The organism is Mycobacterium sp. smrl_JER01 (assembly GCF_048513595.2).
Taxonomy (GTDB): Bacteria; Actinomycetota; Actinomycetes; order Mycobacteriales; family Mycobacteriaceae; genus Mycobacterium.
In genome coordinates this window covers 5,445,134-5,471,308 of the sequence record NZ_JBLXXK020000001.1, presented here as the reverse complement: position 1 = coordinate 5,471,308, position 26,175 = coordinate 5,445,134, and the positions used below count along the sequence as shown (strand labels likewise).

Sequence of the window (26,175 nt, the reverse complement as noted above, 5' to 3'; positions counted from 1 at the left end):
CGCGCTCTGCTGAAGGGTTCTGCTCACCCGGTCGGGTATACCCACGGCGTCCGGGGCAATCGCCGCGGATCGAATTCGGCCAGCATGCCTTCGACGGTGCGGGCCGCATACCCAAGTGAGGCGGCGATCTGGGCGAGGGCTTCCTCGACACCGATCTCGGCCAGCGTCACCGCTCCGTCGCGTTTGGCCAGCCGGGCCCCGTCGGCGTTGAGCACCAGCGGCACGTGTGCGTACACGGGTTCCGGGTGGCCGAGCAGTCGGGCCAGGTAGGCCTGCCGTGGGGACGAGGCCAGCAGATCGTCCCCGCGCACCACCTGGTCGATCCCCGATGCGGCGTCGTCGACCACCACGGCGAGGTTGTAGGCGGGCACGCCGTCGCCGCGGCGGACCACGAAGTCGTCGACCTGGCCGGTGTAGTCGCCGTGCAGCAGGTCGTGCACCGTGTACGACGTGGTGTCGGTGCGCAGCCGCAGCGCGGCGGGCCGTCCGGTCGCACGCCTGCGCTGCGCGCGTGCGGTGTTGTCGAGGTCGCGGCACGTGCCCGGGTAGGCGCCTTCGGGTGCGTGCGGGGCCCGGGGCGCCTGCGCGATGTCCTTCCTGCTGCAGAAGCACTCGAACAGCAGACCGCGCCTGCCCAGGGCCTCGACCACGGCGTCGAAGCGGTCCGGGTGCTGGGTCTGGCGGGTGGCGGGCCCGTCCCAGGTGACACCGATCGCGGCCAGATCGGCCAGCTGCCGGTCGGCGATCTCCGGGTCGGTGCGGTCGTCGAGGTCCTCGACGCGCATCAGGAACCGCCGGCCCGTCGAGCGGGCGAACAGCCACGCCAGCACGGCGGTGCGCAGATTGCCGATGTGCAGGTCCGCCGACGGGCTGGGCGCGAACCTGCCGGCGCCCGGAGAACTCGTCACGCGACTCACTCTGCCCGCGAGGGTGCGCTCACGGTAGCCGCCGCACGCGTGCCGCTACCCGGAATGCACGTTCGCGAGCGGACCGTGCAGCGCGACCGAGGCCGCCGCGACCGACGGCGTGACACCGACGCCTCTGCCCTGGGCGGTGACTGCGAGTCGGGTGCGGTCACCGCGGAACAGGTCGCGGGAGAACTCGCACGGAGCATCGTGCTGGTCATAGGTGACGCGGGTGATCAGCAGCAGCGCCGAGTTCGGTTTGATGCCGAGCAGATTGGCTTCCTCCGGTGTCGCGTTGACGGCCTCGATGCGTTCGTCGGCCCGGGCGGCGACCAGCCCGTACTCGCTCTCCAGGATCTCGTAGATGGAACCTCCCAGCTGCTGTTCGAGCAGACCGGGAAACGCCTCGGCGGGGAACTGCGCCAGCTCCAGCGAGATCGGTGAACCGTCCGCGAGACGCAACCGCTGGATCTCGATGACGAAATCCTCGGCCGTCAACCCCAGCGCCTGCCGGGTGGGGGGATCGGGGGGTGCGATCCTGGTCGACAACACCCTGGTACCGGCCACGTAACCCTGGCTGGCCAGGAACGCCGGCACACCGACCACATCGGTCAGGCTGCGCTGCACCTGGGCGTGGCTGATGAAGATGCCGCCGGAGCGCCCGATCACCCGGTCGACGAGCCCGGCCTCCTCCAGTGCGGCCAGCACCTGGCGCAGACTAGACCGGCTGGTCCGGTACCGTTCGGCGAGCTCGCGCTCGCTGCCGAGCTTGGTGCCGGGCACCCCCGCGTTGATGTCGGCGACGATCCGGCGCCGCAGATCCTCCGTCTGGGTGGCCACCGGACCTCCTCACCTCGGTAGATTTGGTATGACCAAATCTACGGCACGGGGCGTCAGAGCTCGGCGAGAGCCTCCGGTGATTCGGGCAGAATCTGCCCGCCGTCGACCACCAGGGACTGCCCGGTGATGTAGCCGGCCTCGTCGGTGGCGAAGAACAGTGCTGCATTGCCGATGTCGGCGACCTCGCCGAGCTTGCCCGCCGGAATCGACGCGGCCATCTGATCCATGTAGTCCTGGCCCATCTCGATCAGTCCCTCGGTGATGACGTTGCCCGGCAGCACCGCGTTGACGGTGATCTTCTTGGGTGCCAGTTCGATCGCAGCGGTGCGCAGGAAACCCATCTGCGCGGCCTTGCTGGCGCCGTAGTGCGACCAACCCGGATAACCGGTGATCGGGCCGGTGATCGACGAGGTGATGATCACGCGGCCGTGTCCGCTGGCGGTCAACGCGTCCAGCGCCGCCTGCACGATGTACACGGTGCCCTTGAAGTTGACGCCGATGACCTGCTCGATGTCCTCAGGAGTGAGGTCCTGCAACCGGCCGGACGGGAAGATCCCGGCGTTGGCGCACACGATGTCCAGACCGCCGTTGCGGTCGACAGCGGTCGCCACGACACGGCGGCACTCCTCGGGGCTGGTCACGTCGGCGGCGGCGCCGGTGACCGTCCCGGACAGACCGGTCAGATCGGCGACGGTGCGGTCGACGTCGGCCTGGCTGCGGCCGGTGATGACGACGTTGACGCCGGCGCGGGCGAACGTCTCGGCGATGCCACGCCCGATGCCCTTGCTTCCGCCGGTGACGATGGCCGATCGGCCCTGTAACGAGGTGAACATAGCGACAAGCCCTTTCGGAGCGGGGGTCAGAAGAGTCGGTGACCGTCGGAGGTCAGGTACTGTTCGGCGAGCTTGCAGCTGCCGGCGGCGTAGGTCACGGAGATGGCCTGGGATTCCTTGGAATGGCTGTGGGTTCCCATCCAGGCCAGCAGCAGCAGCCGGCGCAGCAGCACGAACGACGCCAGCATGTCCTCGTCGGCGGCGGCCATCGGGCGGCGGCTCCGGTACCCGGTGACCCAGGCGTCCTGCCATTCAGGAACCGAGGGGTGGTCTTCGAAGAACGACACGGCGGTGCCGAAATCATAAAAATACCAACCGAATCCGCAGTCGTCGAAGTCGATCACGGTGATGGTGTCACCGTCGACGAGCAGGTTGGCCAGCCGCAGATCCGCGTGGATGAGCCCGAAGGTTTCGGGCCCGGTGCCGTATTCGGTCAGGCGGCGCTCCAACAGCTCTTCGGCCCGGCCCAGCACCTCGGCTTCCTGATCGCCCACACCGACCGCATCGCGCCAGCGACCCCACCGGGGTGTGGCGCCCAGGCTGTGTTCCCAGTCCCAGGCGAACCTGCTGAACTCGGCGGGACGCTGCCAGCTGCGCGCATGGTCGTGCAGTGCGGCGGTGATGCACCCCAGGGTGTGAAAATCGGTGGAGGTCAGCGTGTTCTCGTCGGGTTCTGCACCGGGAACCATCTCGAAGTGCACCACGTGACGTTCGCAGCCGTCGTGTTCGACGGTGACCACCCGGCGGCCGTCGTGTGCCGGCATGACGGCGGGCACGGTGAGATCGGTGTCCTGGCGCAGCGCGTCCAGCCACAGCAGTTCCGACCCGATCTGATCCACACGGTGGTAGTCCTTGCGGTGTACGCGCAGGATCGACCGATGCCCGCACCCGGGCTCCTCCACCGCGTAGGTGGCGTTCTCGGACAGGTTGAGCAGTCGCAGCGTCGATCCGTGCGGCAGGTCGAATTCCGGTAGTGCCTTCTCGGCAACCGCCCTGTCGGCGTCGGCCTCGTCAGAGCTCAATGGTCCCGTCCTTCGATCGATGCCAGCACTGTGGTGATGCGGTCGCGCGCGGTGACGACATCGGAGGTGCTGCCACTGATGTAGAGCCGGCCCGCGGCGCCGATCATCTGCACGTCGACCAGCGTAAGTCCGGGCGCCGCCCGTTCGGCCTCGTTGGCGGCCACCGCCGCGAACAGCGCCGGGGTCATCTCATAGACCAGCAACGACTGACCGGGCAGCACCATCGACGCCTGCCGGTTGCGGTTGAGGATCACCGCGTGCTGATCGGTGATGTCCTCGATGACATCGTGATAGAGCACACGTGGGCGCAACTGGTCGGAGGCCGAGCTACGGGTACCGTCCAATATGGCCTCGCCGGCGCGCCGGACATCGTCGAGGCTGCCCGAATGAATCTCCAGCACGCCGAATTGGCGCTCCACATAGAGGATTCCGGGCTGGATACCAGGCACCTCCCGCAGCGCGAGGTCGATCACCCGCTCGATCGCCAGCGCCGGTGATACCTCCACGATCAGGGCATGTTCACCGGCATACGGCGGGTAGCCGCGCGCCCGGGTCGGGGTTCCGAGGTATGCGGCGAATTGCTGCTGCAGATCCTCGACGAGGAGATAGACGCGGATGTCGGTCCGCGCCGGAGCGTCCGTGACGGCCATCTTCGGAGACTACTGGGTGGCGACGGAGAAGTGCGCGCCGAGCTCGCTGTGCGGCCGCGGAATGACGTGCACGCTGACGAGTTCACCGACTTGGGAAGCGGATTCGGCGCCTGCCTCGGTGGCGGCTTTGACCGCACCGACCTCACCGGTGACGATGACGGCCACCAGACCGTCACCGACCTGCTGACGATCGGTGATGGTGACGTTGGCGGCCTTGACCATGGCGTCGGCGGCCGCGAGCGCGGCGACGTAGCCCTTGGTCTCGATCATGCCGATCGCGTTGCTGGCCATGGTGTTTCTCCTTTGTGTCGGTTACCTGAGGTATTCGGGCCGGTGCCGGAACGGCTATCCGGTGGGGTCGATGGAGCCGATGATCAGCGCGTCGACCGGGGGCGGGGTACCGGCGAACCAGCCGGCCGCCACCGAACCCTGGGCGACGAGCACATGTTCGCCGACACCGCTGCCGAGCACATCGAAGGCGATCAGCCGGGAGCCCGAGCCGTCGGCCTCGACTTCCAGGAAAGCTCCGGCCGGGATGCCCTCGATACGGCGGGTCGACCAGACCTGACCGATGACCGTGCCTCGGATCATGTTCGCTCCTTGTGGATCGTCACGCCCAGCGCGCGGGCGCGTTCGCGGGCCAGCGGGGTCAGCACGGCGCGGGGGCCGAGCACCAGGGAAGAACCGGACGACGCGATCTCGGCGATCTGCCGTTCGGTGACCGCGCCCCGCTCGATGCGCCGGGTGCTGCCCGGCCCTTGGCGTTCCGTGCTCACCAGCCGGAAAGACAGTCGGCCGTGCCGCAGGTCGGCGCGGGTCTTCGGATTCTCGAAGAGCCGCAGCAGGTTCCGCACGAAGGTGTCGAGGTCACGGTCGTCGGCGATGCGCACGGTGTCGGTGCGGGAGCGTTCGTCGGCGGCCAGTGGGCCGGTGGCCACCGGGCCGGTGGGCGCCGTGGGCGGCGGCAAGGCGGCCGGTGAGGGCGTCCGCGCCGGGGCGGGTTGCGCCGGCGCGGGTCGGGCGTCTGCGAGGTCTGAAACGGCCTCGCGGACGACCTCGCGGACGAGCTGCCGCAACATGTCGCGGTCGATGCTCACGGCACGCTCCGGGCTAGCGCTTCCTCGGCCGCGGCGGCGGCCTGGCGCACATCGGATTCACTGCCGGACAGGTACACCCGGCCGGTCGCACCGATCATCCGGAAGTCGACGACCTTCACGTCTGCGGCCTTCTCGGCCTCGTTGGTGGCCAGGATCGCATACGACGCAGGGGACACCTCGAGCACGTAGAGGGTCTCCCCGGCCAGCACCATCGAGCCGATCTTGTTGCGGTTGATCAGGAATGCGTGCTGCTGGTCGATGCTGGAGATGATGCGCGATGCCAGGATCTGCGGCGGGGTCGCCGATCCGGTGTCACGTCCCAGCTCGGCCAGCGCGGCATCCGCGGCAGCCTCGACGTTGTCAGTGTCACCGTGAAACTCCAGATAGCCGAACTGCCGCTCCACCACCAGCACTCCGGCCTGCACTTCGGCGTGCTTGAGCGCCACGTCGGTGACGCCCTCGATATCCAGGCCGGGGGCCACCTCGATGATCTGGGCAGCGACTCCGGCGCGCGGCAACGCCCCTTTGATCCAGGTGCCCAGGTACGACATCGTCTGCGGCTGAAGCCGGTCGATGAAGATGAACGAACGCAGTTCAGCCACGGGTCACCTCTTGATCAGTTGGGCGAGTTCTTCGGCCACCAGCGCGCGTAACTCGGCTCGCAGCGCCTCGATGCCCGGATCGGCGGCACGGCGCGCAACCGATCGGACGGCGGGCGACGCGGGCGCGGCGGTGACGCCGGCGGGATCGTTGGACGCATGCGGGTACGCGGGCACCGGACCTGCCGGTGTGCGCCATGGTGACAACCCGGCGAAGTTCGGCATCACCACACCCGCATCGGCGTTGTAGGCGATGCGTGCCCAGTTCAGCAGGTTCTCCGGCTGCAGGTTCTCCCCGATGGAGCTGCGTCCGACGAAGCCGGTGCCGATCGTCATCGACGGTGCCAAGTTGGTGTCCAAGCCCGAGCTGCCGGTGCTGTTACCGACGTTCACCGACACCCGCAGTACCGGTACCTGGGCGGCGAACTCGGTGATGACGGCGGCGTCCTCGCTGTGGATGGCGGCCGAATGGCCGGCGCCGGCAATGCGCACCACCGCGCGGGCGGCGCGGATGCCTCGTCGGGTGTCGGGGACCGTCGTCATGCCCAACACCGGGCAGAGCTTCTCGTGGGTGAGCACCTCCTCGTCCACGACATCGGTGAACGGGGCGATCAGCACGCGGGTCTTGGGTGTGACGCGCAGCCCGATCCGTTCGGCGATCCACGCGGCGTCGCGGCCCACCACCTCGGTGTTCAGCGAGCCGTCGGGAAACATGTATTCACGCAGCCGGACCACCGCGTCGGCGTCGAGAAGGTGGGCGCCGTGGCGGGTCATCGCGGTGCTCAGCCGGGCCGCGACCGCATCCTCGACGATCAGCACCGACTCATTGGTGCACAGCACCGAGTTGTCGAACGCCTTGCTGTCGACGATGCGCCGCGCTGCGGCGTCGACGTCAGCGCTGGCGTCGACGAACACCGGCACGTTGCCCGGGCCGACGCCGAGTGCCGGGTTGCCCGAGGAGTACGCCGCGCGCACGACGCCGGTGCCGCCGGTGGCGACGATGACGTCGGTGCGCTCGTCGGACATCAGAGCCTCCACCAGGGGAAGCGACGGCTCGTCGATGACCTGCACGATGCCGTCCGGCGCTCCGGCCGCGTGGGCGGCATCGGCGAGCATTCGCGCCGCCTCGGCTGAGCACTTCCTGGCCCGGGGATGCGGTGCGACGACGACGGCGTTGCGGGTCATCAGCGCGAGGATCACTTTGAAATACACCGTCGCCACCGGGTTGGTGGTCGGAGTCAGCGCCAGCACCACCCCTGCGGGACGGGGGATCTCGACGATCTTGCGGACGGTGTCGATCCGTGGTGTCACGTAGTCCTGGTCGCGGTAGAACTCGACGATCCCTCGCGAGCAGGCGCGGTTCTTGACCACCTTGTCCTCGACCACACCCATCTGGGTCTCTGCGACGGCGTCGGCGGCGAATCGCTCGGCGCCGCGATAACCGGCGTCGGCGACGGCGTCGATGATCCGCGTCACCGACAACTGGTCGTAGTCGGCGTAGGCGGCCGCGGCGAAGCGAGCCCGCTCGAGTAGTTGACCCGCCCGGGGTACCACGTTTTCACCGGTCACGGTTTCCTCCGTCCGGTTGCGGCCAGCTTTGCCCGCCCTACGGCGACCTCGACGCGGTCGAGTACGTCCTCGCAGAGGTCGCGGTTGAGCAGCAGGCCCGGTTTGAATTGCAGGACACGGGGATCCAGTGTGGAAAAGATCGCCCACACCCCGTTCGCGTAGAGCTCGCGCATCACGAACTTGGCACCCTCGGGGTGATCGAACTCCAGGCCGATCACCACGCCGTTCTGACGGATGCCGACAAACCAGCCCGGATTGTCGGCCTGGATACGCGACAGTCCTTCGGCGAAGAGGTCGGCGATGTAGTGCACCGAGGAACGGACCTCGGGTCGGCTGGTGATCTCCAGGGTCTTGATTGCGGCCACACAGCCCAGCTCGGCACCGCCGAACGTCGAGATGTGGCCGAAGCCGTCCTGTTCGAGCCATTGCGCGGCGCGATCGCTGAGCAGAGCGGCGGTGATGGGATACATGCCGCCCGACAGCCCCTTACCGGTGACCATGATGTCGGGATCGATGCCGTGCTTGGTGATACCCCACATCTCGCCGGTGCGCATCAGTCCGGTCTGCACCTCGTCGGCGATGTAGAGCGCGTCGTAGCGCACACACAGATCCTTGACCGCCTCCAGATAGCCCAGTGGCGGCAGCGGGAATCCGTACGTGGCGGGAATGGTCTCCATGATGACGGCGGCGACGTCCCGGCCGCGTAGGGCCTGCTCCATGGCGTCGGTGTCGCCGAAGGGGACCTGGACGAACTCGTCGGGTCGGTCGGCGAGGAACAGCTTGGCGAACCGGTCGTCGCCGGTGGCGACGGCCAGCCCGGTGTGGCCGTGATAGGCCTTCACGATCGAGACGATCTTGCGGCGTTGAGTGGCGTGGCGGGCACTCTTGAGGGCGATGTCGATGGCCTCGCCGCCGCCGGATCCGAATGCCACCTTGCTCAACGAGGCCGGCGCGGACTCGATGAGCTTCTGCGCCAGGGCGGTGCGCGCAACCGACGGGAAGTGGTGGTTGCCGACGTCGAAATGTGCCATTCCGTCGGTGATGGCTTGCATCACTTCGGGATTGCGATGCCCGAGGTTGTAGGTGCCGCCGTTGAGGTGCATGTCGATGAGGCGACGACCGCTCATGTCCCACAGGAAGTAGTCCTGCCTGCGGTCGATCACCAGGTCGACACCGGAGTCGGTCCAGAACTGTGTCTTGTCCGGGTTCCAGAACTCTTTGGCACGTTCGAGCACCTGGGCTTTGGAGTCGAACGAGAACGTGCCGTAGTCGTACACGGAACTCCCTGTCGTGTGGTCGGCCGGGGTGTGACCAAAAACCTAAAGGGTCGGACCATTTATGTCAATACCGCGTTCACAGGGGTTGCACAGCTGATTTGGTAGTGCCAATATGTCCGAGGTCCAGCACTGTGGCCCACGCCACATCGCCGTTCAGATCGTGAGCCGGACCGAGTCTCCCCCCTTCGCCCCCGGAAGGTCTCTGCAGATGACAGAAGACGTCGTTCCCCGCCAAACCTCGACCACGGACTCCGTGCAACGGCTGAAACGAAACGCCGTCGGCACGTTCGGCGTGATCTTCATGGCGGTGGCCACCGCCGCACCGATCACGGCAATGGTCGGAAACGTCCCGATCGCCGTCGGCTTCGGAAATGGTTCACACGCGCCGGCGGGTTATCTGGTCGCGACCGTGGTGCTGGGGCTGTTCGCCATCGGCTACGCGACGATGGCCAAGCACATCACCGCCACCGGCGCCTTCTACGGCTACATCTCGCACGGTCTCGGCCGCGTCATGGGGATGGCCAGCGGTCTGATCATCACGTTGGCCTACGTCGTGTTCGAGGCGTCGCTGATCGGCATCTTCGCGTTCTTCTTCCAGAACTTCCTGGCCTCCCAGTTCGGAATCACGATCCACTGGTTGATCCCGGCGCTGCTGATGTTGGCCCTCAACTGCATCCTGACCTACTTCGACGTGAACCTGACCGCCAAGGTGCTCGGGGTCTTCCTGATCACCGAGATCGTCATGCTGTCGCTCGGCGCGGTCGCGGTGGCCGTCAAGGGCGGCGGCCCCGACGGTTTCGCCGTGGGTGAGATCCTCAACCCCGTCGGCGCGTTCCAACCGGCCGCGATCGCCGGTGCCAGTGCCGGTCTCGGCCTGTTCTTTGCCTTCTGGTCGTGGGTCGGTTTCGAGTCGACGGCGATGTACGGCGAGGAATCCAAGGATCCCAAGCGGATCATCCCGCGCGCCACCATGATCGCCGTCCTCGGCGTCGGCATCTTCTACATCTTCGTCTCCTGGATGGCGATCGCGGGCACCGGACCGCAGCAGGCCATCGAGCTGGCGCAGAACGCCGACACCTCATCAGAGATCTTCTTCGCCCCGGTGCGCGACACCTACGGTCAATGGGCGATCACCCTGTTCAACATCCTGCTCGTGACCGGCTCGTTCGCGTGCGGCATGGCGTTCCACAACTGCGCCTCGCGTTACCTGTACGCGTTGGGCCGCGAAGGGTTGTCCGACGGTCTGCAGAAGACGCTGGGCGCCACCCACAAGACACACGGCTCGCCCTACATCGCGTCGTTCGTGCAGAGCGGCATCGCGCTGGTACTGGTGCTGGCGTTCTTCGTCGCCGGGATGGACCCCTACATCCACATGTACACCCTGCTGGCGATCCTCGGCACGATGGCGATCCTGATCGTGCAGTCGCTGTGTGCGTTCTCCGTGGTGGCCTACTTCCACTTCCACAAGAACCATCCGTCCAGCGCGCACTGGTTCAAGACCTTCGTGGCTCCGCTGACCGGCGGTATCGGCATGCTCTACGTGGTCTACCTGCTCTGGGAGCATAAAGAGTCCGCCGCGGGCGCGGCGTCGGGCACACTGCTGTTCAAGCTGACACCATGGATCGTGGTCGGCGTGTTCGCGTTCGGCGCGGCCATGGCGCTGTATTTCAAGTTCAACGACAAGCGGCGCTACGAGCTGATCGGCCGGATTGTGTACGACGACAGCGAAGTCCGCGACTAGGGAGGGTCCGTGGCAGACGAGTTGGGCCGGTTTCGGGTGCTGAACTCGAAGCCGGTCAATCTCGACGGGTTCAGCGTGCCCGAGGTCGGAATGGGGCTGGTCGCGATGAGCAGCCGACATGACCCGGCACCGTCGCTGGTCCTGGCGAGGTCCACCGGCGGCCGGCCCGAAGTGGTCGAACTCGACGGCAAAGCCCCTGACGCGTTCGACGTCATCGACGAGTTCATCGCCCGGTACGGCATCGACCTGGAGGTCGCCGAGGAGGCGATGGCTCTCGCCGACGAGACGTTGGCGCGGATGGCGGTCGACATCAACGTGCCCCGGGCGGAGGTGGTGCGGCTGATCGGCGGCACCACCCCCGCCAAGCTGGCCCGTGTCGTCGCACTGCTGTCCCCGGTGGAGATGCAGATGGCGATGGCGAAGATGCGGGCCCGGCGCACCCCGAGCAATCAGGCGCACGTCACCAACCAGCTCGACGACCCATTGCTTATCGCCGCCGACGCGGCCAGCGCGGTCGCCTACGGCTTCCGTGAGGTCGAGACGACCGTGCCGGTGCTCGGCGATGCACCGTCGAACGCTGTCGCGCTGCTGATCGGAAGCCAGGTAGGCACCCCGGGCGCGATGGCGCAGTGTTCCATCGAGGAGGCCCTCGAGCTGCGTCTGGGGCTTCGCGGGTTGACCAGCTACGCCGAGACCATCTCGATCTACGGCACCGAGCAGGTGTTCGTCGACGGTGACGACACCCCGTTCAGCAAGGCGATCCTGACCTCGGCCTACGCCTCGCGCGGGCTCAAGATGCGGGTCACCAGCGGTGGTGGAGCCGAGGTGTTGATGGGGGCCGCGGAGCAATGCTCGATTCTGTACCTGGAGTCGCGCTGCGTGTCGCTGGCCCGGGCGCTCGGCTCCCAGGGCGTGCAGAACGGCGGCATCGACGGTGTCGGGGTGGTGGCCTCGGTGCCGGAGGGGATGAAGGAGCTGCTCGCCGAGAACCTCATGGTGATGATGCGTGATCTGGAGTCGTGCGCCGGCAACGACAACCTGATCTCTGAGTCCGACATCCGCCGCAGCGCGCACACACTGCCGGTGCTGCTGGCGGGGGCGGACTTCATCTTCTCCGGATTCGGATCGATTCCGCGCTACGACAACGCGTTCGCGTTGTCGAACTTCAACGCCGACGACATGGACGACTTCCTGGTGCTGCAGCGGGACTGGGGCGCCGACGGCGGACTGCGCACGGTGACCCCCGAGCACCTCGCGTCGGTGCGCAGGCGCGCGGCGAAGGCCGTGCAGGCGGTGTACCGCGACCTCGGCCTGGCCGACTACGGCGATGCCCACATCGATAATGTGGTGGCGGCCAACGGTTCTCGTGACCTGCCGCCCGGGCACCCGACAATGGTGGCCGAAGCGGCTGCCTCCATCGAGGCTCGGCAGCTGACGGTGTTCGACGTCATCGCCTCCCTGTACCGCACCGGTTTCATCGAGGAGGCCGAGGCGATCGCGACGCTGACCCGGGAACGCCTGCGCGGCGACCAGTTGCAGACCTCGGCAATCTTCGACGAACGGTTCCAGGTGCTGTCCAAACTCACCGACCCCAACGATTACAGCGGCCCGGCAACGGGTTACACGCTCAGCGACCGACGCCGGGCCGAGATCGACGCGATCCGGCAGGCCCGCAGCAGCGTCGAGTTGACCGCCGACCAGGAACAGCACCGCGGCCACGTGGTGGTCACCGACGTCGAAGAGGCCCGGCAGGGCAGCGATCCGCGGGAGGTCTGTATCGGTCTGTCACCGGCGTGGGGCCGCAGCGTGTGGCTCACGCTGTGCGGCTTGCCCATCGGCGAGGTGCTGCGACAGATCTCGGCCGGTCTGGAGGAGGAGGGCTGCATCGCCAGGACGGTGCGGGTGCGCTCCACCATCGATGTCGGGCTGATCGGGCTGACCGCCGCGCGACTGTCCGGATCGGGAATCGGAATCGGGTTGCAGGGCAAGGGCACCGCTTTGATCCATCGCCGCGACCTGGCCCCGCTGGCCAACCTGGAGCTGTTCAGCGTGGCGCCGCTACTGACCGCGCGGATGTACCGGGAACTGGGCAAGAACGCCGCACGCCATGCCAAGGGAATGGCGCCGGTGCCGATCTTCACCGGTGGCACCGACGAGTCGATCTCGGCGCGCTATCACGCCCGGGCGGTGGCGCTCGTCGCGCTGGAGCGCGATGCCTGTGAACCGGGCCGGCCGCCCGTCACCGTGCAGGTACACACGTCATGAACGAGACGACAGACCATTCCGCCGAGCCCATCACGGTGCGAAACGCCGTCGACGGCAAACTCGGTCTGGGGGATCTGCGCATGGACCCGGCGGTACTGACGCACCAGGCGGCGGTGGCCCGCCGGGGCGGCAACCCTCAGCTGGCGGAGAACTTCCTGCGCGCAGCCGAATTGGCGACGATCGACGACGAACAGGTGATGGCGCTCTACGAGGCGCTGCGACCGCACCGGTCGACGGCCGCCGAACTCGACGAGTTGCGCGTCTCGCTGACCGCACGCGGCGCGCCGCGCTGCGCGGCGCTGGTGGAACAGGCTGCTGCCGTCTACGCCCGCCGGGGTCTGCTGCGTTGACGGCACCGGCAGGTCGGGCCGCTGGCACGGTGGTCGCCGGCGTCGACGTCGGCAACCACACCACCGAGATCTTGCTTGCGCACGTGCGCGACGGAAGCGCTGCCACTGTGGCGTACGGGCAGGCGCCCACCAGGGGGCGTAAAGGCAGCGCGGAGTCGCTGAGCGGCGCAGCGGCGTTGCTGCACAGGATCGAGGTCGACTCAGGTCACCGCGCGGACGAACTGTTGCTGGCAGCGCTGCGGCCGGTCGACACCGCGACCGCTCCGATACCGCCGGCGTATTCGCCGTCGGCCCCGGTGCGTAGCCTGCGCCGCCCGGACGCCTCCACCCCTGCCGGCTCCGGACACGCTGTGGGACAACATGTCCGGCTGGCCGATCTGCACTCCGTTCCGGTCGATGCTTCGGTGGTGGTCTCGGTGGACGACGCCACCGATTTCGAGGTGGCCGCCCGTGAGATCGCCGCCGCGCTGGAGCGCGGGTGGCAGGTGGTCGGCGTGGTGGCCGCCCAGGACGACGCGGTGTTGATCGGAAACCGAATCCCGGTGGATGTGCCTGTGGTCGACGAGACCGACGTCGCCGGTCTCGCGCCGGGCGCGCTGGTGGCCGTCGAGGTGGTCGGGGAAGGTAGTGCATACCGGGCGTTCGCCGACCCGATCGCATTGTCGGCCGCGCTGCGGCTGCCCGTCGACGGGCTGGTCGAGGTCGCCGAATTCTGTCGTGAGCTCGCCGATTCCGCAGCCATCGCGGTCACGGCACGGACCGAGGATCCGTCCCCGCCCGACGATGACGACGACTACGTCGAGTTCATCGTCGACGGTATGCCGGTGCGGTATACGCCGGGACAGGCCCACATGGTGCTGCGGCGTTCGGCGCCGGGCCAGGTCCGCGCGGTTCGGCTGCGTTCGGTGCCGACGGCGGCGCACAGCCTGGCTGTGCACGACGCGTTCTTCACCGATCTCGCGGCCATCGACAACGGTGCCTGGCTGCGGCGGGGCGTCGCCGACGCGCACGGCACGGTGGTGGCACTCTTGTCCGCCGACGAGGCCGGCGACGCGGCCGAGACATTGAGCGATCTGACCGGGCGTCCGGCACGCACACTGTGCTCCGAACCGGTGGCCGCGGCGTGGGGCGCCCGCACCACGCCCGGCCTGCCACCGGGTGCCGTGGTGTGTGACATCGGCGGTGGCACAGTCGATCTCGTCGGCACCAACCAGACTGTCGTGGCGGCCGGGGCAGGGGAGTCGATCACGGTCGCGGTTGCACGCGCCCTCGGCATCCCGCGTGCACTGGCCGAGACGGTCAAGCGCACACCGGCGGTGCGTGTCGAGGGCCCCCACGTCGCGCACGAAGAAGACGGGCGGCGCGTCTTCCTCGACGCTCCGGCGCATTCCGATGCGATCGGGCGGCTGTGCACCCGTGGCAGCGCCGGCCTGGTGCCGTTCTCCAATCGCCTGGCCGCCGAGGAGTGGCGCAGCCTGCGGTTGGCGATCAAGCAGGAGACGGTCGCGGCCAACATCGCCCGCTGCCTGACCGCCTTCGACCCACCGCCGACGGCGCTGGTGTTGGCCGGCGGTGGAGCCCTCGACGACGAGTTGATGCGCACCGTCGCCGAAGCGCTGCGCGGCGTCCCGGTCGTGGTGGGCCGGGCCGACATCGACGGCGTGCACGGGCCGCGGTTCGCGGTCGCCCGCGGGTTGGTCGCTAGGTACGCGCAGCGGTAGGAAGGCCCGCGATCGCGTGCGCGATGTGGCCACGCCAGGCGTCTGGGTCGATCCGGTGCACCGCCGAGTCGCCCTGAAACGCGCTGGAAATGACGAAGTCCGGCGAGACGTCGGCGAGTGTGCGCAGACTGGCCGCGATGGATTCGGCATCGCTCGGTGTGTGGAAACCGTCGATGTAGCCGGCCCACCAGGCGCCCTCGGAGCTGCGGAACAAGGTGTCCCCGGTGAACAGGTATCTGCCCTCGGCGCCGTGTACCAGATAGCAGACGCTGCCCGGGGAATGCCCCGGCGTCGGGATGATCTCGACGCCGTTGTAGTCGACGTAACGACCCTTGACCGGTACGTCGACGTGGGCGTGCTCGGTGATGTCGGGCAGGTCGTCCTCGGGTGCGTGCAGGGTAGAGCGGAACCTTTCGGTGATTCGGTGCAGCATCGGGCCGGCCTCGTCGCGGTGTGACAGGTACTGGTCCTTGACGCCGCCGAGGTCGGCGAGCTCATCGAACTCGACTTCGGTGGCAGGGGAGTAGAACAGCACATTGCCCGGCATCCAGAGGTAGGCGTGTGTCGTCAGCCCCGGAAACGGTGAGTCCGAACGGGTTTCCCATAGATCGCTGAGTATTTGTTTCATAGACTCCAGAGTGCAACCTCAACAATTGTTGAGGTCAAGCCCCGGGTCCCGGGTTGCTCAGCCCAGTTCGGCGAGCTGCTTCACCGTCGGAGCGATGCTGTCGATCCACTTCGCCGGCGACCCGGTCGGTGGGAAGACGATCACCTCGTCGACGCCCAACTTCGCGTACTCGGCCAGGGTGCGAATGAACTCGTCGCGGGTCTCGGGTGCGGGGCTCAGGTCGTTGATCATGATCGTCTTGCGGATGGCGTCGTAATCGCGGGCAGCGTCATCGCAATGCCCGCGCAGCACGCGCAACTTGTGGGCGACCTCGTCGGGTGAGGTGCCGAACAGGTTGCACGCATCGCCGTAGCGGGCGACCAGGCGCAGCGTCTTACGCTCGCCGCTACCGCCGATCAGCACCTTCGGCTTGTTGATCGGCTGCGGATTGCACAGCGTCTCCTGCAGTTGGTAGTGCTTGCCTTGATACGGGCCGTTGTTGGCCGGGTCCCACATCTGGTTGCAGATCTGCAGCGCCTCCTCGAGTCGCTCGAAGCGTTCGGCCAGGGGCGGATACGGCACCCCGAGTCCGACGTGCTCCCGCTCGAACCAGGCCGCGCCGATGCCGAGCACCGCGCGTCCGCCGGAGAGCACGTCGACGGTCGTCACCGTCTTGGCAAGCAACCCTGGGTGCCGATACGTCACACCCGTGACGAGCAATCCCAGGCTGATCCGCGAGGTGTGCCCGGCCAAATAGCCGAGCAGCGTGTAGCCCTCCAGCATGTTGGCCTCGGCAGGCAGACCCGTCGGCTCGATCTGGAAGAAGTGGTCCATGAACCACAGGGATGTCGCTCCGGCCTCTTCCGCGGCCGAACCGACCCTGGCGAGTTCGGGTCCGATGGCCGCGGTGCCGCCGTCGATGTCAAGAATGGGAATGCTGAGTCCGAGATCCATGCCTGGCATAAGGGCGCAACCGGGCCAATGATTCCGTTTACGGCCAGGTATGGCAGCAACTTGGCGGCAAGGCCGAAGGCGGACATACATCTCGGCGGTTCCGGTCAGTCATTTCGCGGTGGCGCCCAGACCCGGGACGACGTCGGAGAGGCTGAACGTGACCGGACGGTCGAGTTGGTCGTAGGTGCAGGACCTGGGGTCTCGGTCCGGCCGCCACCGGTTGAATTGAGCTGTGTGACGGAACCTCTCTCCCTCCATGTGGTCGTAACGCACCTCCACCACCCTCTCGGGGCGCAGTGGGACAAACGACAGGTCCTTACCGGCGTTCCAGCGTGACCCGCCCCCGTAGCGGCGCGCCACCTCGGGTTCGACATCCGCAGCCCAGTTCCACGGATGATCCTCGAAGGTCGTTACCAGCGGCTGCAGTGCGGTGAACAATTCCCGTCGGCGCGACATCGGGAACGCGCCGATCACCCCGACCGACTTCAGCGCACCGCCGGCGCCGTAGAGCCCGAGCAACAGGGACCCGATGGCGTCGTCGCCCGACTTGTGCAGACGGTATCCAGCCACCACGCAGTCCGCCGTGCGCTGGTGCTTGATCTTGAACATCAGCCTTTTGTCGGGCACGTAGTGCCCGTCGAGTGGTTTGGCGATGACGCCGTCCAGGCCCGCCCCCTCGAACTCCTCGAACCAGCGCCGCGCGGTCTCGATATCGCGCGTTGCCGGCGTGACGAAGAACCTCGGACCGGCGCCGACCAACGCGGCGACCAGAGCCGCGCGCCGCTCGGTGAAGGGCCGGTCGGTGTAGTCGGCGTCGTCGAGGGCCAACAGATCGAACGCGATGAATGCCGCCGGGGTGTGTTCTGCGAGCATCCGCACCCGGGACGCGGCCGGATGCAGCCGCAACTGCAGCGCCTCGAAGTCGAGACCGGCCGCGGTGGCGATGACGATCTCACCGTCGATCACGCACCGAGCCGGCAGTTCGACTCGCGCGGCGTCGACGAGTTCGGGAAAGTAACGCGTCAGCGGGCGCTCGTTGCGGCTACCCAGCTCCACCCCGTCACCGTCGCGGAACAGGATGGATCGGAAGCCGTCCCACTTGGGTTCGTAGGAGGCGCCCGCCGGGATGGCGGGCACCGATTTCGACAGCATCGGGGAGATCGGCGGCAGCACCGGCAGGTTCATCGAGCCCATGGAACCATTGTCGCGACGGTGCTCAGCACAAGCCCGTCACGCTGCGAGGACCACCGATGAAGATCAATAGTCCCAGACGCCGGGCACGCAGCGGAACACGTCACCGGCAACTGCGACATGACACACCGACGGGAAAGGCAGATGAGTGGCGAGCAGTGAGCTTCGGGTCGCTGCCAGCTCGCGCAGCAGTTCGATTCGCACTCCAGCCGCTTCCACCGGGTCGTGTTCAAACCCGTTGTGCCATTCCGGATGGTCGAACCCCGGCGCGAACACGGCATCACCGGCGAAGGTCAACCGATCCACACCCGAGTCGAGCTGGACCACACTGTGGCCGGGGGTGTGGCCACCGGTGCGACGCACAAGCACTCCGGGTGCCACTTCGTGCTCGGTGTCGAACGGCCTTAGCTGGCCGTCGTATTCGGCGAGGAAGCGCGACGCTACGGTCCGGAGCGCCTCGGGAACCGGCTCAGGCATGCAGGTTCGGGAGAAGTCGGGTGAGGTCCAGAACTCCGCTTCACGGGCAGCCAGATGGATGCGCAGGTCCGGGCGTAGCCGGTCCTTGATTCCCGCGGTGAGCAAGCCGCCGACGTGGTCCATGTGCAGGTGTGTGAGCACCACGTCGGTGATTGCCGACAGGTCGACACCGGCTGCCTCCAGACGTGACGCAGTCTGGCCTGCGCGCGGAAAGCCGGGAAACTCCGCGCCCAGCCCGGCGTCAACGAGGATCGTTCGGTCCCCGCTGCGGACCAGGACCACGTTCAACGGCCAGTCGAGCACATCCGGAGGTAAGAACATGTCCTCCAGCCAACTCGCCAGCGCGGTGGACTCTGCGTTGGTGGCAAGCGTTGCCGACGCAATGGGCAGCACGCCGTCGCTGATCACCAGCACGCCGATACCGCCAACCTGCAGCGCGTAGCGAGACGGGACCAGCTCGTCGGGTTCGGCGGCCCGGACGATGTCGACCTCATTCATGTCGTTCTCCCTTTCGGTTGGTGAAGAGCGCCTGTCCTCTGCCGGAACACCTTCCTGCACAAGAACTCATCCAGCGCGGTGATGGAGCTGTCCCGCGGAGAGGCCAGGAGTACCACGGCGTGGGCGATCTCCTTCGGCTCTGCGACACGGCCTAGGTGCGCGACTTCGCCGTCGGCAAGCGCCGCCGGGATGAATCGGGGACGGATCGCGGGTTCCGGCTTTCGGAGGCAGCGATGAGGCGGCCTGAACTGGACAAGGGAAAGGGAAACTCATGAAGATCATCGTGACCGGCGGCACCGGCCGGATCGGGTCGAAAGTGGTGGCAGGCCTGATCGAGTACGGCCACGATGCGGTGGCCGCCGCACCGTCCACCGGTGTCGACACCGTCACCGGAAGCGGACTGGCCGCCGTCCTGGCCGGAGCGCAGGTGGTGGTGGACGTCACGAACTCGCCTACCTTCGAAGAGCAAGCAGCCCGGGACTTCTTCAACGTCTCGACCTCCAATCTCCTGGCGGCCGAGGCTGCATCGGGCGTATCGCACCACGTCGCACTCTCGGTGGTCGGAACCGAGCAGCTGGCCCGTGAAAGTGGCTACTTCGCAGCGAAATTGGCGCAGGAAACACTGATCGGCAGCGGCCCGATTCCCTTCACCATCGTGCGGGCCACACAGTTCTTCGAGTTCCTCACCACCATCGCTGACTCTGCCACCGTGGATGGCGTGGTGCGCCTGCCGGACGCGTTCATACAGCCGATGGCTGGCGCGGACGTCGCCGAGGCCGTCACCATCGCCGCGGTGAACCAGCCGGTCAACGGAATTACCGAAGTGGGTGGCCCCGAACGGTTCCGACTCCCAGGGCTGATCCAGACCGCGCTGTCCGCCCGGGGAGACCGGCGCGAGGTGCGCAGTGATCCCGCGGCCCGCTACTGGGGGGTTGACATCGCCGAGCACACCCTGGTTCCCGGAGACGGGGCAACATTGTTCGACACGCGCTTCGCGGACTGGGTCCTGGCAACCGCAGGCCGTGACTGACCCCGGGGACGACCGACCATCATGGATGTGTACGAAGCGGTCCGCAGCCGCCGCGCGGTGAGGGAGTTCAGTGCCGATCCTGTGCCCATGGAGACACTGCAGCGCGTTCTGGCCGCCGCGGCCTGGGCGCCGTCCGGCTCGAACCTGCAGCCCTGGCGGATATACGTGGTCACCGGTGCGCGGCTGGCATGTTTGAAGGAACGGGCCGTCGAACGAGTTGCCGCCGGGGACGATTGGGATGAACGCGAGTTCGAGATGTACCCGGCATTGATGAGGTCGCCGTACGACGATCGCCGGCGCGCCTTCGGCGAGCAACGCTACGGTTCCCTCGGAATCACCCGCGACGACTGGGAAGCCCGGCGGCGCGCGTCGATCGACAATTGGAATTGTTTCGGTGCGTCAACCGCTCTGTTCTGCTATGTCGACCGGGCGCTGGGGTTTCCGCAATGGGCGGACGTCGGTATGTATCTGCAGACCGTCATGCTGCTCCTGCGTGCCGAAGGCCTGCACAGTTGTCCGCAGATGGCGTGGTCGACGACTCGCGCGACCGTCGCCGAAGTGGTGCAGCCCGATGACGGGCTGATCTTGTTCTGCGGCTTGTCCGTCGGATACTCCGATCCGCGCAGCACCGAAGACCGGACGGGTCGAGCGCCGCTCGTTGAAACCGTCACCTTCCTCGAGGACCGCTAGCCAGCGACCCTTCACCTCGCTAACATCCAGTCGCATCGGGCCGTAACCACGCGGTTGGTCGGCCTTCTGGGCGAACGCGGTGGTGCGATATGTCGAGCAAGAGTCCGGGTCCGCCGCTGCGCGGACGCAGCGGAGAGACGGAAACGCTACGCGCGGTGACCTCGTCATTGCGGGCAGGCCAGTCCCGGGTGCTGGTACTGCGCGGCGAGCCGGGTGTGGGCAAGACCGCTCTACTCGGATATCTGGTCGAACATGCCGGCGGGTTGCGGTGCGTCCAGGTGGCGGGGGTGGAATCCGATATGGAGCTGGCCTACGCCGGACTGCACCAGTTGTGCGCCCCGCTATTGGGTCACCTCGACGGCCTGCCTTCCCCGCAACGCGAAGCGCTCGCAGTCGCATTCGGACAGAGTGTGGGGCCCGCGCCTGAACGTTTCTTGGTCGGACTGGCGGTGCTGAACCTGCTCTCCGCGGCGGTGCACGAGCAACCCCTGCTGTGCATCGTCGACGACGCGCAATGGCTGGATCAGGTGTCGATCCAGACGCTGGGCTTCGTTGCGCGCCGATTGGCCGCCGAACCGGTGGGGATGGTGTTCGCCGCACGATCGGAGGGGGCCGCGGTACTGACCGGCCTGCCGGAGCTTGCGTTACGCGGCCTTTCGGCCGCCGATGCGCGAATACTGCTGTCCGAGGCGATGATCGGTGGAATCGACCCCCGGGTGAGAGATCGTGTGGTGGCCGAGACCCGAGGTAACCCGTTGGCGTTGTTGGAGGTCCCGCGGACCTACTCGGCCGAGACCTTGGCGGGTGGATTCTGGACTGGCGACGCGCAGACCGCACCGGGCCGGATCGAGCAGAGCTACATCCGTCGTATCCAGGCGCTACCGGACGGGACCCGCACGCTGCTGCTGCTTGCCGCGGCCGAACCGGTGGGCGACTCCGCTCTGTTCCTGCGTGCGGCCGCAGTGCTGGGCATTCCGGTGGACGCGCTGGCGCCCGCCGAAGCGGCCGGTGTGGTCGCTTTCGGTCCTCGGATGCGTTTCCATCATCCGCTGATGCGCTCGGCCGCTTACCGTGCCGCCAACCCGGCAGCCCGGCGTGCTGTTCATACCGCCCTGGCCGCGGCCACCGATGCCGAGTCCGATCCCGATCGTCGGGCCTGGCACGCGGCCAACGCGGTGGCCGGCACCGACGAAGCGGTGGCCGAAGAATTGGAGTCCTCGGCCGACCGTGCGCAACGCAGAGGCGGTATCGCCGCGGCCGCGAGCTTTCTGGAGCGCGCCGCGATACTCACCGCCGACCCGCAGCTCCGCGGCCAACGTGCGCTGGCCGCGGCTGCGGCCAAGCGTGACACCGCCGCGATGCCGGCTGCCCACGAACTGCTGGCCATCGCCGAACTGGCACCCCTGTCCGAAGGTCAGCGCGCCGGTGCGGCCCGTCTGCGGGCGCAGATGGCGTTCGTGAGTAGTCGCTCGGGGGAGAGCGGTGCCCCGGCGGTCGGTGACACCGCGCCGAGTCTCCTGGAGGCGGCAAAGCAGCTCGAGAACGTCGACGACTTCGCCTCGCGCGAGTGCTACCTCGAGGCTTTCGCCGCACTGATGTACGCGGGCCGTCTCGGGCAGCCGGGCGCGCTGCTCAACGCCGCCGAATCGGCACACGCGGCGTTGGCGCGCACCGCAGAACTGCCGCGCGCGGTCGATTTGTTCTTCCGCGGGATGGTGCGGCGGATCATCGGTGGGCCCGGCGGCGGCGCGGAGCCCCTGCGCACCGCTCTCCATGCCATGCGTGACATGGCCACGCAGGACCCCCGTCAGCTTCGGCGTTGGCTGGTGCCCGCCTTCCCGATCCTGCAAGAGTCCGCCGCCCACGAGCTCTGGGACGAGGATCTGATCGATCTGTTGTCTGCCGCCGTCGTCCAACAGGCACGCGATGCCGGTGCGTTGGCCGGGCTGCCTCAGGCGTTGGTCTACCGCGCCGGCGCTCATGTTCTCTTCGGCGAATTGAACACTGCTGCAACGCTGATCGCCGAGGCGGCATCGATCACCGCGGCGACTTCGGATCGTGGTCCGGTGCGATACCACCTCTTGGTCGTGGCCGGCTGGCGCGGTGATCCCGTGCAGGCTGTGCGGTTGATCGAGGAGGCCGCCGCCGACGGGGTGGCGCGGGGGGAAGGTCGACTGCTCGGGTTGGCCGGTTATGTGACCGCGGTGCTCTACAACGGCCTCGGTCGCTATGCGGAAGCCTTCGCCGCCGCGCAGCGGGTGTGTGAGTACGAGGATCTGGGGTTTTACGGCTGGGCGCTGCACGAATTGGTGGAGTCTGCGGCCCACGTCGGCGAATTCGACGCCGCACGGCAGGCGATCTGCCATATCGATCGGCGGGCCGGCGCCAGCGGCACGGCGTGGGGACTCGGTGCGCTGGCCGGCGCGCGGGCCCTGTTGGCCGACAACGAGGATGCCGATCGGTTGTTCACCGAGGCACTCGACCACCTCTCCCGGTCACGGGTCGCCGTCTACCGGGCGAGGACACATCTGAACTACGGCGAGTGGCTGCGCCGGGTGAACCGGCGCCGCGATGCCCGCCACCACTTGACCCGAGCCCACGAGATGTTCACCCGGATGGGCGCCGGTGCCTATGCCGAGCGTGCCCGCAGAGAGCTGATCGCGGTCGGCGAGCGGGTCCGAAAGCAGGCATTGAGCGCTGGTGACGAGTTGACTGCGCAGGAGGCGCAGATAGCACGGCTGGCCGCCGACGGACTGACCAACCAGGAAATCGGCGCACAGTTGTTCATCAGCGTGCACACCGTCGAATGGCATCTGCGGAAGGTGTTCGTCAAGTTGGACGTCACTTCGCGCAAACAGCTCCGCACCGTCACCTGGGCTCGTTAGATCCCGAACTACGGACTGTCGACCACGGACGACCAAGGGTCCCCCCAGCTCTGTGCACCGCGAGTCTGAATTGCACGGCCCAAGCCGGGCCGCAGGCAATCAGACCGGAGGCAGTCCCATGAAGATCATCAATCCCGACGAGAATCCAGACCAGGTCGCGGCCGGACCTTCACAGATCACCGAATCGACCGAGGAGTTGCACGCTCGCTTCGTCGCCGAGGTGTGGCCCCTGGTCGACCTCCTGCTCCGCGGCGCCCGCCGACTGACCCACAACAATGCCGATGCCGAGGATCTTCTGCAGGAGACCCTGGTGCGTGCCTATACCGGATTCCCGGACTTTCAGCAGGGGACCAACCTGCGGGCATGGCTGTTCCGGATCCAGTACAACCAATGGGTCAACGCCTACCGGTGGCGGCAGCGGCGTCCCGCCGAGGTGCTCTCGGAGGGGATCGCCGACCGGGATCTGGCGGCTTCCGGTACCCACGGGTCGGCCGGTCTGCGCTCGGCCGAAACCGAAGTCCTCGAATCCCTGCCCGACGACGACCTCAGGGCGGCCATCGGCGGACTGTCGGACGGATTCCGGGCGGTGTTGTACTACGCCGACGTCGAGGGTTACACCTACGCCGAAACCGCTGCATTGCTGAACATCCCGATCGGTACTGTGATGTCGCGGGTATCGCGCGCTCGTACCCAGCTACGTCGGGCGCTGGCCGGTACCGTGTCCGCGCGCTCCCGATCCGGAGGTGGCTCTGCGCGCGCGGCGTGATCGGGTGGTCTCGACGATAACCCTGACAACTGCATTGACGATGACATTGTCGGGGTACAGCGGTCTACGTGAGTATGGACGCTGTGCCCTTTCCCGAGGACTTCCCGGTGAAGCCGCCACTGGAGCCGATGCTGGCCAAGGCGGCCAGCAAGGTGCCCGACGAGGCCGGTGTGTGGTCGTACGAACCCAAGTGGGACGGTTTTCGCGCGCTGGTGTTCCGCGACAGGTCTGAGGGCGACAGCGTGGTGCTGCTCTCGCGCAGCGGCAAGGACCTGGCCCGGTATTTCCCCGACGTCGTCGACGCGGTACGCGACGAACTCGCACCGCGCTGCGTACTCGACGGGGAGATCGTCGTCCCCCGCGAGATCGGTGGGCGCATCCGGCTGGACTGGGAATCGTTGAGCCAGCGCATTCATCCGGCTGCGTCACGGGTGCGCACGCTTGCCGCGCAGACCCCGGCGCACTTCATCGGATTCGACGCCCTCGCTGTCGCCGACGCTTCGCTGATGAAGGAACCGTTCCGAACCCGCCGCGAGGCGCTCGTCGGCGCGGTTGAGCACAAACGATGGTGCCACGTCACCCGCACCACCGACGACCCCGCGCTGGGCGCCCGGTGGCTCGACGAGTTCGAGGGAGCGGGCCTCGACGGCGTCATGGCCAAACGCCTGGACGGGCCGTACCTGCCGGGCAAGCGCGAGATGATCAAGGTCAAGCACCACCGCGACGCCGATTGTGTCGCGATCGGCTACCGCATCCACAAGAGCGGCGAGGGAATCGGTTCGATCCTGCTCGGCCTCTACCGAGACGACGGTGAGTTGCAGATGGTCGGCGGCGCCGCCTCATTCACCGCGAAGGCGAGGCTGAAGCTCCTGGCCGACCTGGAACCGTTGCGTATCGGCGACGACCTGCGTGACGGTGAGCCCAGCCGGTGGAACTCGGCGGCCGACAAACGCTGGATCCCGGTGCGCCCCGAACGGGTCTGCGAGGTGGCCTACGACCAGATGGAAGGCAACAGCGACAGCGGGCGACGATTCCGTCACGCCGTGAAATTCCTGCGGTGGCGGCCCGATCGGGAACCTGCCAGCTGCACCTTCGATCAGCTCGACGCGCCGCTCAACTACGACCTCTACGACGTCCTGGAGTCCTGATGGCCAGTCCCGCAACCGAACTCGACGTCGACGGCGTGAAGGTCCGACTCACCAGCCCGGACAAGCCGTACTTCCCGGAGCTCGGCAAGGACGGCACCAAGGGCAAACTTGTCGAGTACTACCTGTCGGTGGCCGACCGGATGGTGGCGCTGCTGCGCGACCGTCCCGTTCATCTGCAGCGCTTCCCCGACGGTATCGACGGCGAAGAGATCTACCAGAAGCGGGTGCCGCAGAAGCACCCGGACTACCTGGAAACCTGCACCGTCACGTTTCCGTCCGGGCGGACGGCCGACGCGCTGAAGATCACCCACCCGTCGGCGATTGCGTGGGCCGCCCAGATGGGGGCCGTGACGCTGCACCCGTGGCAGGTGCGGTGCCCGGACACCGAGCATCCCGACGAGTTGCGCGTCGACCTCGACCCCCAGCCGGGAACCGGATTCGCGGAGGCCCGCAGCATCGCGGTCGACGTGCTCAAACCGCTGCTCGACGAGCTGGACCTGGTGGGTTACCCGAAGACCTCCGGGGGCCGCGGTGTCCACGTGTTCCTGCGGATCGCGACCGACTGGGATTTCATCGCGGTTCGGCGCGCCGGCATCGCCCTGGCCCGCGAGGTCGAGCGGCGCGCCCCCGATGCGGTGACGACGGACTGGTGGAAGGAAAACCGGGGAACGCGCGTGTTCGTGGACTACAACCAGAACGCGCGCGACCGGACCTTCGCGTCGGCGTACTCGGCGCGCCGCACCCCTATCGCGACGGTCTCCACCCCGCTGACCTGGGATGAACTCCGTAGTGCCGAGCCCGACGACTACACGATCCGCACGGTGCCCGACTTCGTCGCCGGGCGCGCGGATCCGTGGGCGGGCATCGAGGAGCGTAAACAGTCGATCGAGGTGCTGCTGGACATGGTCGCCGCCGACGAGGAGCGGGGGCTCGGTGACCTGCCGTACCCACCGAGCTACCCGAAGATGCCGGGCGAACCGCCGCGGGTGCAGCCGAGCAAGAAGGTCGCCGCGCACTGGGATGAGGACGGCAACCGCATCGGTGACTGAGAGCGCCCGAT

At 67.6% G+C, this 26,175-nt stretch carries 25 protein-coding genes; 10 read left to right on the top strand and 15 right to left on the bottom strand.

Features of this window, described 5'->3' with window-relative positions; all coding sequences use genetic code 11:
- Window positions 1-23 precede the first annotated feature (23 nt).
- Genes gluQRS through ACNUDN_RS25700 form a run of 11 tightly spaced genes read right to left on the bottom strand, consistent with a single transcriptional unit; the run spans window position 24 to window position 8,792 of the window.
- A complete protein-coding gene (gene gluQRS / locus ACNUDN_RS25750) occupies window positions 24-908 on the bottom strand; it encodes a tRNA glutamyl-Q(34) synthetase GluQRS (RefSeq protein ID WP_419124530.1) in 885 nt (294 codons plus the stop codon).
- A 54-nt stretch (window positions 909-962) separates the two neighbouring features.
- Window positions 963-1,745: a GntR family transcriptional regulator gene (locus ACNUDN_RS25745; protein WP_419124529.1), complete on the bottom strand. Its 783-nt coding sequence runs from the start codon at window positions 1,743-1,745 to the stop codon at window positions 963-965.
- Between the two features lie 53 nt (window positions 1,746-1,798).
- Complete coding sequence (gene fabG / locus ACNUDN_RS25740) at window positions 1,799-2,578, bottom strand: 3-oxoacyl-ACP reductase FabG (RefSeq protein WP_419124528.1); 780 nt, start codon at window positions 2,576-2,578, stop codon at window positions 1,799-1,801.
- Window positions 2,579-2,604: 26 nt separating this feature from the next.
- On the bottom strand, window positions 2,605-3,600 hold the full coding sequence (locus tag ACNUDN_RS25735; protein ID WP_419124527.1) for a phosphotransferase enzyme family protein: 996 nt from the start codon (window positions 3,598-3,600) through the stop codon (window positions 2,605-2,607).
- A complete protein-coding gene (locus ACNUDN_RS25730; protein WP_419124526.1) occupies window positions 3,597-4,250 on the bottom strand; it encodes a microcompartment protein in 654 nt (217 codons plus the stop codon). Before ACNUDN_RS25730 ends, ACNUDN_RS25735 begins: the two co-directional genes overlap by 4 nt.
- 9 nt (window positions 4,251-4,259) lie before the next feature.
- Window positions 4,260-4,541, bottom strand: a complete 282-nt coding sequence (locus ACNUDN_RS25725; protein ID WP_419124525.1) for a BMC domain-containing protein — start codon at window positions 4,539-4,541, stop codon at window positions 4,260-4,262.
- 54 nt (window positions 4,542-4,595) lie between these two features.
- Window positions 4,596-4,841: a EutN/CcmL family microcompartment protein gene (locus ACNUDN_RS25720; RefSeq protein ID WP_419124524.1), complete on the bottom strand. Its 246-nt coding sequence runs from the start codon at window positions 4,839-4,841 to the stop codon at window positions 4,596-4,598.
- Window positions 4,838-5,347 (bottom strand): hypothetical protein, encoded by a 510-nt coding sequence (locus ACNUDN_RS25715; protein ID WP_419124523.1) that lies wholly within the window; start codon window positions 5,345-5,347, stop codon window positions 4,838-4,840. The genes ACNUDN_RS25720 and ACNUDN_RS25715 overlap by 4 nt, the downstream gene beginning before the upstream one ends.
- Window positions 5,344-5,949 (bottom strand): BMC domain-containing protein, encoded by a 606-nt coding sequence (locus tag ACNUDN_RS25710; protein WP_419124522.1) that lies wholly within the window; start codon window positions 5,947-5,949, stop codon window positions 5,344-5,346. The genes ACNUDN_RS25715 and ACNUDN_RS25710 overlap by 4 nt, the downstream gene beginning before the upstream one ends.
- A gap of 3 nt (window positions 5,950-5,952) precedes the next feature.
- Window positions 5,953-7,515: an aldehyde dehydrogenase family protein gene (locus tag ACNUDN_RS25705; RefSeq protein WP_419124521.1), complete on the bottom strand. Its 1,563-nt coding sequence runs from the start codon at window positions 7,513-7,515 to the stop codon at window positions 5,953-5,955.
- Window positions 7,512-8,792, bottom strand: coding sequence for a class-III pyridoxal-phosphate-dependent aminotransferase (locus ACNUDN_RS25700; protein ID WP_419124520.1), 1,281 nt, complete (start codon window positions 8,790-8,792; stop codon window positions 7,512-7,514). Before ACNUDN_RS25700 ends, ACNUDN_RS25705 begins: the two co-directional genes overlap by 4 nt.
- 208 nt (window positions 8,793-9,000) lie before the next feature.
- Between ACNUDN_RS25700 and ACNUDN_RS25695 the strand changes: the two genes are divergently transcribed.
- From ACNUDN_RS25695 to ACNUDN_RS25680, 4 genes are read left to right on the top strand one after another with little or no spacing between them, the layout of a single operon-like run.
- Complete coding sequence (locus ACNUDN_RS25695) at window positions 9,001-10,533, top strand: APC family permease (protein ID WP_419124519.1); 1,533 nt, start codon at window positions 9,001-9,003, stop codon at window positions 10,531-10,533.
- A gap of 9 nt (window positions 10,534-10,542) precedes the next feature.
- Window positions 10,543-12,798, top strand: a complete 2,256-nt coding sequence (locus ACNUDN_RS25690) for a propanediol/glycerol family dehydratase large subunit (RefSeq protein ID WP_419124518.1) — start codon at window positions 10,543-10,545, stop codon at window positions 12,796-12,798.
- The gene (locus ACNUDN_RS25685) at window positions 12,795-13,148 is read left to right on the top strand and encodes a diol dehydratase small subunit (protein WP_419124517.1); all 354 of its coding nucleotides are present in this window, start codon (window positions 12,795-12,797) and stop codon (window positions 13,146-13,148) included. The genes ACNUDN_RS25690 and ACNUDN_RS25685 overlap by 4 nt, the downstream gene beginning before the upstream one ends.
- The gene (locus tag ACNUDN_RS25680) at window positions 13,145-14,869 is read left to right on the top strand and encodes a diol dehydratase reactivase ATPase-like domain-containing protein (RefSeq protein WP_419124516.1); all 1,725 of its coding nucleotides are present in this window, start codon (window positions 13,145-13,147) and stop codon (window positions 14,867-14,869) included. Before ACNUDN_RS25685 ends, ACNUDN_RS25680 begins: the two co-directional genes overlap by 4 nt.
- On the opposite strand, the gene ACNUDN_RS25675 is transcribed toward ACNUDN_RS25680, so the two are convergent.
- The 4 genes from ACNUDN_RS25675 to ACNUDN_RS25660 form a co-directional block, all read right to left on the bottom strand.
- A complete protein-coding gene (locus tag ACNUDN_RS25675) occupies window positions 14,850-15,497 on the bottom strand; it encodes an MBL fold metallo-hydrolase (protein WP_419124515.1) in 648 nt (215 codons plus the stop codon). The two genes, ACNUDN_RS25680 and ACNUDN_RS25675, sit on opposite strands and share 20 nt — an antisense overlap.
- Before the next feature lie 57 nt (window positions 15,498-15,554).
- Window positions 15,555-16,430 carry an LLM class F420-dependent oxidoreductase gene (locus ACNUDN_RS25670; RefSeq protein WP_419124514.1) on the bottom strand — a complete coding sequence of 292 codons (876 nt, stop codon included), beginning with the start codon at window positions 16,428-16,430 and terminating at the stop codon, window positions 15,555-15,557.
- Between the two features lie 108 nt (window positions 16,431-16,538).
- Window positions 16,539-17,615 carry an ATP-dependent DNA ligase gene (locus ACNUDN_RS25665; RefSeq protein WP_419125312.1) on the bottom strand — a complete coding sequence of 359 codons (1,077 nt, stop codon included), beginning with the start codon at window positions 17,613-17,615 and terminating at the stop codon, window positions 16,539-16,541.
- A 72-nt stretch (window positions 17,616-17,687) separates the two neighbouring features.
- A complete protein-coding gene (locus tag ACNUDN_RS25660; RefSeq protein WP_419124513.1) occupies window positions 17,688-18,596 on the bottom strand; it encodes an MBL fold metallo-hydrolase in 909 nt (302 codons plus the stop codon).
- A 271-nt stretch (window positions 18,597-18,867) separates the two neighbouring features.
- Between ACNUDN_RS25660 and ACNUDN_RS25655 the strand changes: the two genes are divergently transcribed.
- From ACNUDN_RS25655 to ligD, 6 genes are all read left to right on the top strand, one after another.
- Complete coding sequence (locus ACNUDN_RS25655; RefSeq protein ID WP_419124512.1) at window positions 18,868-19,626, top strand: SDR family oxidoreductase; 759 nt, start codon at window positions 18,868-18,870, stop codon at window positions 19,624-19,626.
- 21 nt (window positions 19,627-19,647) lie between these two features.
- Window positions 19,648-20,316 (top strand): nitroreductase, encoded by a 669-nt coding sequence (locus ACNUDN_RS25650; RefSeq protein ID WP_419124511.1) that lies wholly within the window; start codon window positions 19,648-19,650, stop codon window positions 20,314-20,316.
- An 89-nt stretch (window positions 20,317-20,405) separates the two neighbouring features.
- Window positions 20,406-23,201, top strand: a complete 2,796-nt coding sequence (locus ACNUDN_RS25645; protein ID WP_419124510.1) for an ATP-binding protein — start codon at window positions 20,406-20,408, stop codon at window positions 23,199-23,201.
- A gap of 118 nt (window positions 23,202-23,319) precedes the next feature.
- On the top strand, window positions 23,320-23,967 hold the full coding sequence (locus ACNUDN_RS25640) for a sigma-70 family RNA polymerase sigma factor (protein WP_419124509.1): 648 nt from the start codon (window positions 23,320-23,322) through the stop codon (window positions 23,965-23,967).
- Window positions 23,968-24,041: 74 nt separating this feature from the next.
- Entirely contained in the window at window positions 24,042-25,115 is a 1,074-nt protein-coding gene (locus ACNUDN_RS25635; protein WP_419125311.1) for an ATP-dependent DNA ligase, read from the top strand.
- On the top strand, window positions 25,115-26,164 hold the full coding sequence (gene ligD / locus ACNUDN_RS25630; RefSeq protein ID WP_419124508.1) for a non-homologous end-joining DNA ligase: 1,050 nt from the start codon (window positions 25,115-25,117) through the stop codon (window positions 26,162-26,164). Before ACNUDN_RS25635 ends, ligD begins: the two co-directional genes overlap by 1 nt.
- Window positions 26,165-26,175: the final 11 nt, after the last annotated feature.